The sequence below is a fragment of the Tolypothrix campylonemoides VB511288_2 genome (genome assembly GCF_045999855.1).
GTDB lineage: Bacteria > Cyanobacteriota > Cyanobacteriia > Cyanobacteriales > Nostocaceae > Scytonema > Scytonema bouteillei_A.
In genome coordinates, this window is the sequence record NZ_JBFPMW010000002.1 from 658,304 (window position 1) to 674,409 (window position 16,106).

Sequence of the window (16,106 nt, forward strand, 5' to 3'; positions counted from 1 at the left end):
GCTTATGGGAAAGTCACTAGATTAATGATAGGTAGTAGGCTGAAACTATTGATTTTGCGTTACTATTTTCCCTTCTCTAAGAAGGGAGCTAAAATGACAGCAGCGTTTGTTGCCAGTGTTGGTTGCCTTGTCCTAATTGGCTGGACTTTGGACATCAGCATTCTGAAGAGTTTGCTGATGCTGACAGCGTTTTGTTTTGCTTTTGTTGGTAACGCTTTATGGCTAAGCGGACTCAACAGAGAACACCCAGCAATCAATGAATATTTAAGCATTGCCATTGAAGGAGCAGGGATGGCTGCTTGGAATATGGATTTGTCAACGGGAAAAGGGGTGTGGTCAGCGCAACATTTTAAATTACTCGGGTATGAGTTTGTTGCTGGTGGAGAAGCAACCATTGAGATGTGGCGCAGCCGAATTTATCTAGAAGATGTAGAGCGAGTCAAGCAAATTGAGGAACACGCCAGACGGGAGCATGAACTTTTCAATCTTGAGTATCGCATTATTCGTGCAGATAATGGGCAATTGAGATGGCTTAAGACCTATGGACGTTTTTTTTACAACAAAGGCGGACAAGCGGTATGTTGTAGCGGCATCGTTTTTGACATTACAGAAAGCAAACGATCAGAAGAAGAACGCAATTGCTTCTTTACGGTGTCCAACGACATGATTGCCCTCACCAACCTAGATGGTTACTTCAGGCAACTTAACCCTGCATGGGAGAGAGTGCTGGGCTATACCCAAACAGAACTGATGGCGCAACCTTTTCTCAGCTTTGTTCATCCTGAGGATGTTGAGGCAACTCGCATAGCATCTGAACGATTTGAGGCGGGAAATCCTGTAGCTATCTTTGAAAACCGTTATTGCTGTAAGGATGGATCGTACAAGTGGCTATCCTGGACAGCAGTTATATCCCCCGAGCATAACATACGTTATGCTACCGCACGAGATGTAACTGAGCGCAAATTAGCCGAACTTAACGAGCAATTCCTGAACGAACTTGATTTGCGGTTGCGGCAACTTTCTGATGCAGATGCGATGGTGTGGGAAGCGGTAAGCAGTTTGGGCAAGTATCTCAACGTCGATCGCTGCGTGTGGCACGAAGTGAATTTGCAAGAGGATGTATCGCTCGTCAAGCAAGACTGGCGGCGACAAGAGGACATTCCAAGCGTTGTTGGAGCTTATCGCTTGTCAGAATTCCTGCTACCAGATCTGGTAGACCGCTACCATGCCGGTCAACCCGCTGTTGTTTCAGATGTAGCCACCCATCCCTACACCGCCCCTTTCTCGCATAATTATGCCCAGCGAGACATTCGTGCCTTTGTCGGCGTTCCCTGCATCGATCGAGGGCGTTGGGTGTCAGTTCTTGCCATTAATACCAGGACAGTTCGAGAGTGGTATCCCCATGAAGTGGCACTGCTCCAACATACGGTTTCTCGTCTCTGGCCGATTGTTGAGCAAACACTAGCCACACAAGCCTTACGCCAGAGCGAGGAACGATTCCAGTCTGCTTTGCTGAATGCTCCCTTACCAATTATGCTCCATGCCGAAGATGGAGAGGTATTGCAGATCAATCATGTCTGGACGGAAATTACAGGCTATCATCTTGAAGACATTCCCACGCTGGAAGCTTGGGTAAAAAGAGCTTACGGCGATCGCCAAGACGAAGCGAGATCTGCTATTGTGAACCAGTATCCCCTCACCCAACGGACAGCGATGGGAGAATATGCCGTTATCACCCGGACGGGGGCGACTCGCATTTGGGATTTCTATACGGCTCCGCTTCACATATTGCCTGATGGCAGAAAGTTGGCGATCGTTACGGCGATCGATGTCACGGAACGGAAGCAAGCGGAGCAAAAAATTCTGAATTTGAATCAAGAACTCCAGCGACAGCTAGCAGAGTCTCAAACGCTATTAGAAGTCATTCCCATCGGTGTTGGCATTGCTGAAGACCCCCAATGTCAAACAATTCGGATCAATTCAGCATTTGCTCGAATGTTATCCATGGCTTCAACTGCAAATGCTTCTTTAAGTGCGCCAGAAGACGAGCGACCAAAAACCTTTAAGGTCTATTATAATAACCGGGAAATTCCGCCAGAGGAACTGCCCTTACAACGTGCAGCCACTGATGGAGTTGAAGTTCGAGATTTAGAAGTTGATGTGGTTTGGAATGATGGCACAACCGTAACACTGTTAGAATACGCTGCTCCACTTTTTGATGAAAGCGGACAAGTGAGAGGAAGTATCGGCGCGTTTTGGAATATTACCGAGCGCAAGCAGGCTGAGGTGGCATTACAGCAAACGCTCAAAGATTTGGCAGACTTTAAGTTTGCTCTCGATCGCTCCTCAATCGTGGCTATCACTGATACTCAAGGTACCATTACCTATGTCAACGACAAATTCTGCGAGCTTTCAAAGTACTCCAGAGAAGAATTGATCGGACAAAATCATCGGATTGTTAACTCCGGCTATCACCCTAAAGAATTCTTTCAGCATTTGTGGGCAACCATTTCTCGCGGACAGGTATGGCAGGGAGAAATTAAAAATCGTGCCAAGGATGGTACTTTCTACTGGGTTGCTACCACAATCGTGCCGTTTCTCGATGTCTCTGGTAAACCGTATCAATACATTGCTGTTCGTTCCGACATCACAAACCGTAAAGTGGCAGAAGTTGAGCTTCAACAACTTAATATCACTTTAGAACAACGGGTTGAAGAACGCACAGCTCAACTTCAGGAAGCCAATAAGGACTTGGAAGCCTTTTCTTACACGGTGGCGCATGACCTGCGAGCACCGTTACGAGGAATTCAAGGGTTTGCCCAAGCTCTATCTGAAGATTATGGCGATCGCTTAGATGAAACGGCTCAAGAATATATTCAACGCATTTTTAATGGCACTTATATCATGAACGAGTTAGTTTGCGATCTGCTAGCATACAGCCGCCTCAGTCGCGAGCAGATTAAGCTGGCTCCTGTTCTATTGACTCAAGTTATAGCAGATGCTCGAGCACAATTAGCAACAGATTTAAGCGAGCGTCAGGCTCAAATAACCATCGCTGAAAACCTACCCAGTGTTATCGGGCATTATCCAATTTTGGTACAAATTATTGTCAATCTCTTGTCTAATGCAATTAAATTTGTTGCTCCTGGTGTTCAACCGCACATTCGAGTTTGGACAGAAACAATAGAGCTGAAAGAAACGAGAAAAACAGGTACGGTTCTCCCTCCATCCCCGCAACAGATCCGTCTTTGGATTGAAGACAACGGAATTGGTATTGAGCCAAATTATCAAGAGCAAATTTTTGGTGTTTTTGAGCGGCTGCACAACACTGAAACTTACCCAGGAACTGGAATTGGATTAGCCATTGTGCGAAAAGGAGCAGAACGTCTTGGAGGTCAGGTCGGTGTAGAGTCCGCTGTTGGTCAAGGAAGTCGATTTTGGATTGAGTTCCAAGGGGCTTCTAGTGTCTTTTGAGGTTTTTAGATGCAAGAGCAAACATTTTTCCTACAACCTTTCTCTTACAGTGAATCGCTAAGCGAACTGAAAATCAAAGGCAATGTTGCCCGCTATGAGAATGAGTTTACTATTCAATATGCACTTCTTGGTGATTTAACAGCAATCGAGATAGCAGACCCATCAGACGAACCAAAACGCAAGCACGAACTCTGGCAAAACACCTGTTTTGAGTTCTTCCTTGGAATTGAGAATAGCGATCGCTATTGGGAATTTAATATCTCTCCTTCTGGGGATTGGAATGTGTATCGCTTTGATGCTTACCGTCACGGAATGCAGGAGGAAAATGCCTTTACAGCATTACCATTTAGCGTTCAGTATCTATCAGATGGTTTGGCGCTTGTCCTAAATGTAGATTTAGATTGTATTATCTCAACAGATTTAGCTCTGAAAGTTGGTATTTCTACTGTTATGAAACATAAAGATGGTTCTGTTACATATTGGGCGTTGAAGCATACAGGCGATGAACCGGACTTTCACCGTCGGGATAGTTTCACAATTGAATTTTAGCTTTAAGAATGGATAAGGACGTGAATGAATACGTTAAACAAAAATATTTTCACGTGTCATGACTTAGATGAAAGCCATAAATTTTATACGGCTCGTTTACCAGATGATGTTGATTTAAATCGCTGGCAATTTGATAGTTTGTGGGATATACATCCCCAGGATTTCAAGGATATAAAAATACACGGACGTTTGGTAAAAATGCCGCGCTGGCAACAGGTTTACGGAGCCGATTATCATTATACAGGAGTCACTCATCAAGCATTACCAATTCCATCACTCATCGACTCAATTTTTGAATGGAGCAAAAATAACATTGATAATCGCCTCAATGGTATAGTCATAAATTGGTACGATGGCAAACTTTATCATTACATAGGAAAGCATCGGGATAGCACTCTCAACATGATTGAGAGCGTACCTATTGTTACTATTTCATTTGGAGAAGAACGTATATTTCGATTGCGTCCGTGGAAAGGAAATGGTTATAGAGACTTTATGACAACACATGGTACCGTGTTTGTCATACCTTATGAAACAAACAAAACTTGGACGCATGAAGTAACTTTGTCCAAAAAGTATCAAGGTAGAAGAATATCTGTCACTCTCCGGGGTTTTCATGTGGATTAAGCAATTCACAATCGACCGAATTTGTCAATCTCTTCTCTAGGATTGACCCTCCACATCTTGAAAAATTGAGTGAATTCCTAGTGGCCTGTCGCAAAAGCTTTGACAGGCTGTCAAAACTTCGCACACCTCGATCCGGTGGCTCAGCCAGGGAATGCCTTACAGGAGGTTCCGCCTCCAGTTGAGCGCGAGGCTGAGCCTCGCCGACTGCGTTCCTAGGTAGAACCTAGGAACGAGAGTGGGTAGTGTGTTCACTTACCCAGCAGGCGTTGGTGTGGTGGACTACTAGTTCGCTAATTTATGGGGGGTAATACGACTAAAGGAGGACGTGAAGTCCGACCTAGCAATTAACCCGCCTCTTTCTACAATGATTGCATAAGAACAAACTATATTTTTGTTCTATCTGCGCTCTTAGCAAATTTAAATCCAAGCCTAGAGTAGTTCTTTCCTGGAAAAAGCCTATGCAACCAACTAATCCAAACCAATTTACAGAAAAAGCTTGGGAAGCAATCGCGCATACTCCAGATATTGCCAAACAGTATCAACAACAGCAGATAGAAAGCGAGCACCTGATGAAAGCACTGTTAGACCAGGAAGGGCTCGCCAACGGTGTTTTCACAAAAGCTGGTGTTAATTCGCAAAAATTGCGCGATCGCACCGAACAATTCATTCAACGCCAACCGAGAGTCTCTGGTAGCAGCAGTTCTGTTTACTTGGGACGCAGCTTGGATACGCTTCTTGACCGAGCAGACGGGTATCGGAAAGAGTTTCAAGACGACTTTATCTCAATCGAGCACCTGTTGCTGGCTTATGCTAAAGATGACCGCTTTGGTAAAGGGTTATTCCAAGAATTTGGACTGGATGAAGGAAAAGTTAAAAATATTGTTAAACAAATTCGTGGGAATCAGAAAGTGACCGACCAAAATCCAGAAGGGAAATATCAATCCCTGGAAAAATACGGGCGCGATCTTACAGAAGCAGCCCGTCAAGGCAAACTTGACCCTGTGATCGGACGGGATGATGAAATTCGCCGTACCATCCAAATCTTATCACGTCGTACCAAAAATAATCCTGTTTTGATTGGGGAACCAGGTGTTGGTAAAACAGCGATCGCTGAAGGATTGGCACAGCGTATCATAGCGGGTGATGTTCCCCAATCCTTAAAAGACCGCAAACTCATTGCTCTAGACATGGGTGCTTTGATTGCGGGAGCAAAATTCCGAGGTGAATTTGAAGAACGTTTAAAAGCAGTCTTAAAAGAAGTTACCGAATCGAACGGCAATATAGTTCTATTTATTGATGAAATTCACACGGTTGTCGGCGCTGGTGCAACCCAAGGCGCAATGGATGCTGGGAACTTATTAAAGCCAATGTTGGCGCGGGGTGAACTGCGCTGTATTGGCGCAACAACTTTGGACGAATACCGTAAATATATAGAAAAAGACGCTGCTTTGGAAAGACGCTTCCAACAGGTGTATGTAGATCAGCCCAGCGTGGAAGATACAATTTCTATTTTGCGCGGTTTGAAAGAACGGTATGAAGTTCACCACGGGGTGAAAATTTCCGATAGTTCTTTAGTCGCAGCAGCAACTTTGTCCAGTCGTTATATTAGCGATCGCTTCTTACCAGACAAAGCTATTGACTTGGTAGACGAAGCAGCCGCCAGACTGAAGATGGAGATTACCTCCAAACCTGAAGAACTTGACGAAATCGACCGCAAAATTCTGCAATTAGAAATGGAAAAGCTATCACTGCAAAAAGAAAGTGATGCAGCTTCCAGAGAACGTTTGGATAGATTGGAAAAAGAACTTGCGGACTTCAAAGAAGAACAAAGAGAGTTGAAGACGCAATGGCAATCTGAGAAAGATGTCATTGCAAAAATTCAGTCTGTTAAAGAAGAGATTGACCGCGTTAACTTAGAGATTCAACAAGCAGAACGCAATTACGATCTCAACCGCGCTGCTGAGTTAAAGTATGGCAAACTTACCAGTTTGCATCGCGATTTGGAAGCAGCAGAAACCGAACTGGCTCACGCACAACGCAGTGGAAAATCTCTGTTGCGAGAAGAAGTCACCGAAGCTGACATTGCAGAAGTGATTTCTAAATGGACGGGAATTCCGATCAGTAAGTTGGTGGAATCTGAAAAAGAAAAGCTTTTGCACTTAGAAGATGAACTGCACAATCGAGTTGTCGGACAAGAAGAAGCAGTGACAGCAGTTGCAGACGCGATTCAGCGTTCTCGTGCTGGGCTTGCAGATCCCAATCGTCCCATTGCTAGCTTTATTTTCCTCGGTCCTACAGGTGTTGGTAAAACCGAACTCGCAAAAGCACTTGCGGCTTACTTGTTTGATACTGAAGAAGCGCTAGTCAGGATTGATATGTCCGAGTACATGGAGAAACACGCTGTTTCTCGCCTGATCGGTGCGCCTCCAGGATACGTGGGTTATGAAGAAGGAGGACAACTCACCGAAGCCATTCGCCGTCGTCCTTATGCAGTGATTTTGTTTGACGAAATCGAAAAAGCTCATCCTGATGTTTTTAACATCTTCCTGCAAATTCTTGATGACGGTCGCGTGACTGATGCTCAAGGTCATACGGTAGACTTTAAAAACTCTATCATTATCATGACGAGTAATATCGGTTCGCAGTACATCTTGGATGTCGCTGGTGATGATTCGCGCTATGATGAAATGCGCCATCGAGTTATGGAAGCAATGCGAAATAGCTTCCGTCCTGAGTTCCTCAACCGCCTTGATGAAATTATCTTCTTCCATGGATTGCGTAAGGAAGAACTGCGTCGCATCGTGCAGTTGCAAGTAGAGAGATTGCGTCATCGATTGAGCGATCGCAAGATGTCTCTCAGGCTGTCGGAAGCGGCTCTTGACTTTTTAGCTGATGTAGGGTATGACCCAGTGTTTGGAGCAAGACCCCTGAAGCGAGCCATTCAACGGGAGTTAGAAACTCAAATTGCCAAAGCTATCTTGCGTGGCGAGTTTAATGATGGCGATACCATCTTTGTAGACATTGAGAATGAGCGTCTTGCCTTCAAACGCTTACCCACAGAGGTGTTTACAGCTTAATCCAACTCCAGTTCAACTTCTCATCTCGTTCCCAGGCTCCGCCTGGGAATGCTTTTTTAGAGGCTCCGCCTCCTGATTGGAGTTTCGTAATCGTCATGATGAAGCATTGTTAAACTAAGTTTAATAGCAAACACACTATGTAAGTTCCCCAATTATGCTTAATCAAGCACCAGTAATAGATACTGTTCCTACAGATACCTGGGTAGAGGCAGCCTGGGAAGATTTTCTGACCTTTGCAGATGACCCAACCTTAGCACGTGCTAGATTTTACTATGATGACGGTTACATGAGGATTGAGATGTCACCATTAGGTCCTGCATATGGTCGAGATAACACTATTGTTTCAACAGTTATCATTTTATATGCAACGATCAAGAATATTCCCGTTGTAGGACTAACGAATACTAGCTTTAGAAAAGCTAGAGTTCGTGAATCTCAGCCTGATATTGCTTTTTATATTGGCACAAATTTGCAACTTCCTCCCCGAAATAATGCTCCAGTAAATCTCAATGAGTTAACTCCACCCACGCTAGTTGTAGAAATTGCCGCTTCGTCTCTAGAAGACGATACTGAGCGTAAACAAAAACTTTACCAACGCCTGGGAGTTCAAGAGTATTGGGTAGTTGATGTCAGTGCAGGCAAGGTAATTGCAAATTCATTGTCAGCAACACAAACTACCCCCATTCGTGAATCTCAAGTACTGCCAGGATTGGAAATTGCCTTGGTTGAAGAAGCTCTTGTGCGTTCTCTAACTGAAGATGATGGAGCTATTACTCGTTGGTTACTAGCAAAGTTTAATTAATGTGTAGAGACACGAAATTTCGCTAATCGCGATAATCAACCTCCCCTTCGTTATTAATTACTGCTTGAGTTTCTTCGCCAGCGATAATTATTATACCAAAAACGGTTTAGAATCTAACTTTCCAAAAGTTGTCAAAAACTCGTAGGGGCGCATGGCATTGCGCCCCTACAAATGCATCAAACCATTCCGAGAAAGAACAGTTGTTAGCCGTTTATAGTATAAATCGCAGTGCGATTATCAATACAAACCAGATGAACTGACACAAATATATTGGTTAGCGAAGCACATATTCTAAACTTAACATCTTCCTGCAAATTCTTGATGATGGTCGCGTGACGGATGCTCAAGGTCATACGGTGGACTTTAAGAACTCTATCATTATCATGACGAGTAACATCGGTTCGCATTACATCTTGGATGTCGCTGGTGATGATTCGCGCTATAACGTGTTAATAATTAACCCAGGCAATCATTATTAACCTAGTGGTTCACCACATTGAATTTGAGGGTTGATTGAAAAACCGCAGAGGCGCAGAGGGCGCAGAGGAAGAGAAAAAGAGGATGAGCTTGAACATCGTTTTACCCATTAAAACTTATGTGGTGAACCACTAGTAGTCTGTCAACTTAAAATTGACGAGTGAAAAAAAACACGATAGCGAAGCGTGCGTGCCAGCGCATAGACGCGAGGAGCACGAAGTCAGAGAAAAAGAAGAAGAATTTAAAAATTTCTCTACCTGGGAAAGTTGATGTGACAGACTACTAGTACAGTGCGGCGGAAATAAATAGACCATATTGTGAGAAAATTAGGAGCAAGGTAAAAAGCAGTTTGAGTGTGGTGATTGAGGAATTAGGCTGTGGCAAGATTAACTTCAAAAATATTAAACTTAAGCGATAGCGAGCGGGAGCAACTGCAACAGTTAAACCGACATAACACGTCACAATAAATAGTGTTGCGAGCAAAATCATTCTTATGACATCTAATGGTCTGCTTATTTATGCCGACCTGTACTAGTACAAAAGTTTCTTTAACACGGAAGTCAAAGGTTCTGACTTTAACTAAATTCTAAATAAGGGTAAAACTATTTAATTATGAAGCAATTTACTGACAAAGTTGTTCTAATTACAGGAGGTAATTCTGGTATTGGCAAAGCTACAGCATTAGCTTTTGCCTCGTGTGGGGCAAAAGTAGCGATCGCTGGTAGGAGAATTACTGAAGGTGAAGAGACTGTTAGTTTAATTGAAAAAGCAGGTAGTTCAAGTATTTTTATCCCTACAGATATTACTCAAGAAACAGAAGTTGAAAATTTAATAAGCCAAACAGTTAAAACTTTTGGTCGTTTAGATTATGCATTTAATAATGCTGGAACTCCTGGAATTTTAAAAGTCAATATAGATGATTCAGAAGAAAATTGGAATCAAATTATTAATACTAATTTGAAAGGAGTTTGGTTATGTATGAAATATCAAATTCCGGCAATGCTGCAAAATGGAGGTGGTGCCATTGTGAATAATGCTTCTATTAGAGGCTTAATTGCTGCTAATTTAACTAATGGAGCGGAAAATAAACCACAACACAATCATCATTTTTATTGTACTAGCAAACACGCTGTTTTAGGGCTGACTAAATCTTTAGCTGTACAATATGCTAAGGATGGTATTAGAATTAATGCTGTTTGCCCGGGAACTATCGTAACTCCCATGGTAAGGTCAGCTTTAAGTGAGGAAACCATCACGAATTATGGCAATCAATATCCTATAAAACGATTGGGTACACCGGAAGAAATTGCTCAAGCAGTATTATGGTTATGTTCAGATTCAGCTAATTTTGTTATTGGACATTCATTAGTTTTAGATGGTGGTTTAACTATTCAACATTAGTTTTTAGATGGTGATTGCTAACTGCAACAATTTCCAATTAACTCACAGCAAAATCTGTAGGTAACCCGACTACAGGACTGGACTCACCGCCTACGCGAGTTAATTAGATACATCTTTATATAGAAATGGTATAAGCAATGGATAAATAATTTGCCCATAGTTTTGCCAACACCATTTTATAAATATCAAGGTCATCGTCTTGTACGCGAGCTTAGAAAAGTGCAGGTTGTGGCAAGTACAATTTTCTATGGGCAATTCTATTAATTCGTTGCTTCCGGTTGTTGAGGTTGCTTAATCCTTGACAAAATTCCATTAATTCGATCTTTGCCAAATGCGCTGGATTTCGGCTTGAACCTGTGCTTTAGGAACTGGTACTGTTTTCACAGATGGATTCAGTTCCACGCCAGGAATATTTTGATTCCAAGGGCTGTTAGCAACTCCTTGCAAATTAACACCATTAATTGCTGGACGGAAACCGTGCTGTACAAAGACTTTTTGTTGTTCGGGTTCTCTAAGATAAGAGATAAAACTTTTTGCAGCACTGGCTGTTGCTGCATCTACATTTTGGCGAAGAACTGCTGCAGTTGCTACCGTTTCAATGGTGGGATCGAGATAGTAAATTTGATAGGGTTTTGCCTGATTCTGACTGGATTGCTGCCATCGAGATAAAGCTATACTTTCGTAAACAGTTGCTACATCCGCATCATTGGGAGCGCGAGCAATAAACTCTTGTAAAAGAATATCTGTAGAACGAGGTGGTTGGTAAACCGAACGCTTTATTGTTCCAAATAGGGAACTGACTGTAGGATTGCTAAAGTTTACATTATTAAGATTATTGCCACCAAATTTTGATAGCGACCACAAACTGAGGGTAACTTGACCGCTGTTAGAACGGCTGGGATCGGTCATCATAAAATCAAAGCTTCCCCAATCTTTTTGACCGCCGATCGCTTGCCAATTAGAAGCTTGCATGGCTTGTTCTACCCGTTGCCAAGAAAAGCGACCGTTGGGAAAAAGAACTTTACCTCGTTCCGACCAAGCAACACCAACTAGCAATGTTTTAGCAATTGGTTGTGGTGATTCTATAAATGGATCGCTGTTATTTTGTGTTGTATAACGCTGGCGCAATTCATCCAAAAATTCAGAGGAAGCAGGAATCAATATCGTCGGTTTTTGTTCATTTTTTTGGTCTATATAGTTATTAACAATATCTTGAGAACCTTGAAATTTTAATTCTATTTTAATGTTGGGATTGTTTTCTTGAAACTTAGTTGCTATTTCTTGCAATGGAGCTTGTAATTCTGTACCGCTAACAATTGCAACTGTCTGTTGCATTCCCGGTAGCGCAGCATAGGCTAAAGCAAGTGCTACAGAAGCAATCGTAATTGAAGTGACTGGTCGGTTGCGACGAATAAATTGAGAGTTTTTGATAGCCATAAATATCTTTTCAATGAGAGGCATAGAGGACTTATTAACTTTTTATTATCTGTTAAGGAATTGTAGGAGTGGTGCTTTTATTAGTAAATGAATTGAAACATAGGGCGCAAATAGAATCACCTTTGACTCACTAAAATTTCCATATTTTCCTGATAACTATTAAGTTCAGCACTTAAAGAACGCAACTCATTCATTTCCTCAAATTTACTTAAATCAGAAGTCCGCAGCTTATTTTGTAACCTCTGCAATATACCTCCAGTGTCTTGAATTAACATATAAAGATTCACAATTTGTGCTTGTCGAGTATCTTCACCTGCTTTTGCCAATTCAATATTGCGTTGTAAGCTGTTTGCTAATTGCTCCAAATGTTGGCGTGCAACCCCAGAACTTGCACCTAATTTCTTTTGCACTTCTAGCAATTGTTGCTGTAATTCTGTAGCAGATAGCAAGGAATTATGACCTGGTACGCGTCGAGATAGTTCGTCGATTTTTGTAGGTAGTTCCGTAGCACGCTCGCAAGCTTCTTCGACGATCGCCAAGAGTTCGATTTTAAAACTATCATCAGTTAACAAATGCTTTGCTTCCTGTCGCAAGCTTCCCGATTTATCAGCCAAAATTTTAGCAGCGTTCTGTAGCATATGTAATTCCTTTTGCAACTTTTGTTGTGCCAGTTTTTCCTCACTGGGTTCCCTAGATTTCAAAAAAGTTGCCCCTACTGTTGCTACTAAAGCAGCAGTAGGTAATATAACAACATTAGGAACTCTAACAAAACGAACGCCAACAACAAGAACAACACCGCCAAGCAATACACTTAATGGGTAAAAAAGAGGATTTGCTAATTTAATCATTTCCAGAATCCAAAATCTAAAATATACAATCTCAAATTGCTAAAACTCAACCTGTAACTCAGACATCAAAGTAGAAATTGTAGACGGATCGCCCTTCCGATAATAACCACCGTTCACTTGAGAAATTTTCTTCAAAGCTTCTGGATTAAATTCTCCTTCCTTGCCATACCCAACAGTAAAAAAGGCAATTCTTTTGTCACTATTAAAGTTACTTTTGCCAAGTTCTTGCTGTAATTTCTCTAAATTAATTGAAGACTCAGAATCTTCACCATCCGTCAAGATAACAACAGCATTAATAGCATCTTTTCGGAGGTTATATGCCAACCAATTACGTGCATAAAGGGCAGAATCATATAATTTTGTTCCACCACCAACTTGCAAACTGGCAATAAACTGCATTCCCCGTTCTTTACCTTCAGGAGTTCCGTCCACAACGATGGGAGAACGAATTGCAGAATCAAAATCAATGAGAGCAATCTTTTCTTTTGGTCCGAGACTTTCAATATATTGACGCAAGGTACTTTGTACAGCAGGTAATTTATTTCCTTGCATGGAACCAGAAGAATCTACCACCACAATCACCTGTGAAGGTTTTTTAGCAAACTCTTGCCAAGATTTCAGCATAGCAGCCACCACTTCTGGTTGTGGGGGACGCAAAGAATCATATTTAGCATTGGGATCGACACCATACTCGGGAGTAAATTTTGCTCCCAACGCCACCCCAGGAACACCCGGTCTCAAACCAAGTTCTGTTGCCATTTTCTGTGCGGGAGGGGATTGCAAATAAGCAATGACTTTTTCCGCCGCAGCTTTTTCATTTGCACTTACCCAAGGTGTATTGGGTACGATCGCCCGCATATTAGAGGTAAAGGTTGCTTTTGGATAAATTGCTTTGTAGCGAGTTTGACCGGGTTGTAAATTGGAATTTGCTTTGATTACGGACGATTCGTAAACCGAAGCGATGGATGCCCAAAATGACCCATTTTTGACCATGTCGGTTGCTAAAGCATCTGTAGAAACACCATAGCGAGTGATTTTGCTTTGGATATTTTGAATTTGGGTTTGGAATTTCTGGACATCCCCTGCTGTCATTTGTTCGGGACGCTTCCCAGAGACAGATACAAATTGTGCAACAAGTGTTTGCAAGCCCGAATTTGAGCGAGTTGGTGCAGATTGAACGAAGTAAATTGGTAGTGTGGGGCTACTAGCATCAAGTTCTTTGTGAGTTTTTGCCTTGACTAATGCTTTGTAGACATCTTCTTGCTTTTGCAATCCAGTTGCGACATCCGCAGGAACCATAAACACCATTGGGCTATTTGCCAGTAAAGGTGCATCGGTAATTTGAGGAATGTAGTTTTGTCCGGGGAAAATTTGATTGAATTGGGAGATTAATTGAGAGTGGTAAATTTCTCCATCTAAAGAAACTAAAGTAGGAAACTCTGGTGAGTCCGCTTGCAAGCTTCCAGATTGAAGTCGCTTGGCTTGACTCACTAGGGTTGTGACTACATCACCGCTTCCCATCGCCTGACAACTTAAGTAGAAAGCTTTACCATCACTCAGTTTGGGTTTTGTTTGATTGAACTGTTCTGCTGCTTGATTGCAAAATTGTTGTAAAGCACTACCGACTAAAAACTTGACTTCAAAACCATCTCTAGGCGGAGAACTCACTTCAGAAACGCAGCCAGTCAGTAAGAAAGTACCTAACATGGCACTCATATAAAATTTTCTTTTCATAGCCTAAGTTCATAAAGAGTGAATAGCAACATTGCAAAGGCACATTCGTATAGTTCCCTGAGCTTTACTTCAGGTAACAATTTTTAGTTAAGAATGCTTTATGTATTGGAAACCCTTTCTAGATAAAATTTTTGGGTGATTCTTTTACCTCCGTTATTGAGCTATTACTCAATCAGGCTTGTTGTCAGAATTTATGAAAAACGAGTTAGGGCTAAAGCTCACTTCATCTGATTGGGGCGATCGCTGAAAAATAAGTATTTTCCTCGTTGACTTTGTGTCTTGGCAGTTCAAGAACACTTTTTAACCGCGTTCTTACAGCGTATCCGCAGGACATAGACCAATACATAGACCAATACTGTCGGTTTTTCGCCACAACTTTAGAAGCAATGCGAAATCAACTCATCAGTCAAATGGGTACATCTACCGAATATATACCTACTTAGATAATTCATTATCGACAGAGCTAAATTACAGGTCAACCAGTCCGTTTTGAGTATCAGTACAACTAAGATGGAATGATGAGAAAGCCTGCTTTTACAGTTGGGGAAGATTCAGAGTCAAACAAATGATAATGATTAAGCTCTTGTTCTGCAAGTGTAAACAAATGACGGCGGTTAAAAACTTTAGTTAATGGTTCGGTGATAGCTATTGATGCGTGGGTAAAACTCCTCCATTTGATCTGGGTAAAATTCCCCAATATCAGTAATCTTCCTATTGTTGTTATCGAGAAAAAGTTATTACTATGATGTACACATGAAATTCTGTATCATGTCAAGCATAAAAATAAGGCAATTCTTAATGATTTTGTTATTTTTTAGAACTAACCTGAAATTATTATAATGAAAAAAAAAGATGTTTTTTGTACCTTAATTTACTCGGTTGTTGTGTCTGTATTTTTTGTTAGCTGTACTAACGTTAACAAAGAATCAAAGTTTACAACTTTAACAGTCTATGCCAGTACTAGCTTAAAAAGTGCGCTCTTAGATATTAAAAAAATTTACAACCAAGAACATCCAAATATTATTATTAAATATAAACTTGCAAATTCTGGGACTTTAGAAAAGTTAATTGAAGAGGGTTATAAAGGTGATATTATCATTACGAGTAAAGCTAAAGTTTTAGATAACTTACAAGCTAAAAATTTTCTTCTTGCAAGTACCCGTCAGAATTTATTAGGAAATCAAATAGTCTTGATTGTCCCAAAGGATAGTAAAAGTATTTCTGATTTCAAAGACTTGACTCACAGGCAAATTCAGAAAATTGCTGTAGGTGATACGACACAAGAAGCATCAGGTAAATATGCTGTGGAAATTTTCTTAAAGCTTGGAATTTTAGACCAAGTCAAACAAAAATTTGTGTTTCTGTCTAAAAATAGTGAAATATTGAGTTTTATAGAAAGTGGTAAAGCAAATGCAGGTTTAGTCTATGCAACAGATGCTATTTTATCAGAAGGAGTAAAAATTGTAACGCTTGCACCACAAGGGCTTCATTCTCCAATTATTTATCCCATAGCTATACTTAAAACTAGCCCACATCCCTCTGAAGCTAGGAGCTTTATCCAGTTTCTTCAAACCAAACGTGCTGAAGCTGTGTTTCTTAAGTATCGATTTATAGTTAATTCTAATATCTCAAATTAACAATAATTTCAAATCATACAAATAACTTTTCTACATATAACTT

At 41.3% G+C, this 16,106-nt stretch carries 10 protein-coding genes and 1 pseudogene; 8 read left to right on the top strand and 3 right to left on the bottom strand.

The window, feature by feature from the left end; all coding sequences use genetic code 11:
• Positions 1–93: 93 nt before the first annotated feature.
• From AB0756_RS07280 to AB0756_RS07310, 7 genes and pseudogenes are all read left to right on the top strand, one after another.
• The gene (locus AB0756_RS07280) at positions 94–3,474 is read left to right on the top strand and encodes a PAS domain S-box protein (protein ID WP_162002270.1); all 3,381 of its coding nucleotides are present in this window, start codon (positions 94–96) and stop codon (positions 3,472–3,474) included.
• Positions 3,475–3,483: 9 nt separating this feature from the next.
• Complete coding sequence (locus tag AB0756_RS07285) at positions 3,484–4,023, top strand: DOMON-like domain-containing protein (protein WP_038088838.1); 540 nt, start codon at positions 3,484–3,486, stop codon at positions 4,021–4,023.
• 24 nt (positions 4,024–4,047) lie between these two features.
• Positions 4,048–4,650, top strand: coding sequence for an alpha-ketoglutarate-dependent dioxygenase AlkB (locus AB0756_RS07290; RefSeq protein ID WP_038088841.1), 603 nt, complete (start codon positions 4,048–4,050; stop codon positions 4,648–4,650).
• 458 nt (positions 4,651–5,108) lie between these two features.
• Complete coding sequence (clpB, locus tag AB0756_RS07295; protein WP_038088844.1) at positions 5,109–7,727, top strand: ATP-dependent chaperone ClpB; 2,619 nt, start codon at positions 5,109–5,111, stop codon at positions 7,725–7,727.
• A 154-nt stretch (positions 7,728–7,881) separates the two neighbouring features.
• Entirely contained in the window at positions 7,882–8,529 is a 648-nt protein-coding gene (locus tag AB0756_RS07300) for a Uma2 family endonuclease (protein WP_038088847.1), read from the top strand.
• Between the two features lie 299 nt (positions 8,530–8,828).
• Positions 8,829–8,975: pseudogene (locus tag AB0756_RS07305) on the top strand (AAA family ATPase); the annotation flags it as partial.
• A 643-nt stretch (positions 8,976–9,618) separates the two neighbouring features.
• Positions 9,619–10,407: a glucose 1-dehydrogenase gene (locus tag AB0756_RS07310; RefSeq protein ID WP_038088849.1), complete on the top strand. Its 789-nt coding sequence runs from the start codon at positions 9,619–9,621 to the stop codon at positions 10,405–10,407.
• A gap of 312 nt (positions 10,408–10,719) precedes the next feature.
• Here the strand turns inward: AB0756_RS07310 and AB0756_RS07315 are convergent, their stop codons facing one another.
• The 3 genes from AB0756_RS07315 to AB0756_RS07325 all read right to left on the bottom strand — a co-directional run bounded on the left by AB0756_RS07315 (position 10,720) and on the right by AB0756_RS07325 (position 14,426).
• Entirely contained in the window at positions 10,720–11,844 is a 1,125-nt protein-coding gene (locus AB0756_RS07315; RefSeq protein ID WP_038089050.1) for a substrate-binding domain-containing protein, read from the bottom strand.
• A 116-nt stretch (positions 11,845–11,960) separates the two neighbouring features.
• Entirely contained in the window at positions 11,961–12,692 is a 732-nt protein-coding gene (locus tag AB0756_RS07320; protein ID WP_038088850.1) for a hypothetical protein, read from the bottom strand.
• Between the two features lie 39 nt (positions 12,693–12,731).
• The gene (locus tag AB0756_RS07325) at positions 12,732–14,426 is read right to left on the bottom strand and encodes a VWA domain-containing protein (protein WP_038088853.1); all 1,695 of its coding nucleotides are present in this window, start codon (positions 14,424–14,426) and stop codon (positions 12,732–12,734) included.
• An 839-nt stretch (positions 14,427–15,265) separates the two neighbouring features.
• Between AB0756_RS07325 and modA the strand changes: the two genes are divergently transcribed.
• Positions 15,266–16,063, top strand: coding sequence for a molybdate ABC transporter substrate-binding protein (gene modA / locus AB0756_RS07330; RefSeq protein WP_038088859.1), 798 nt, complete (start codon positions 15,266–15,268; stop codon positions 16,061–16,063).
• The last annotated feature ends 43 nt before the right edge of the window (positions 16,064–16,106 follow it).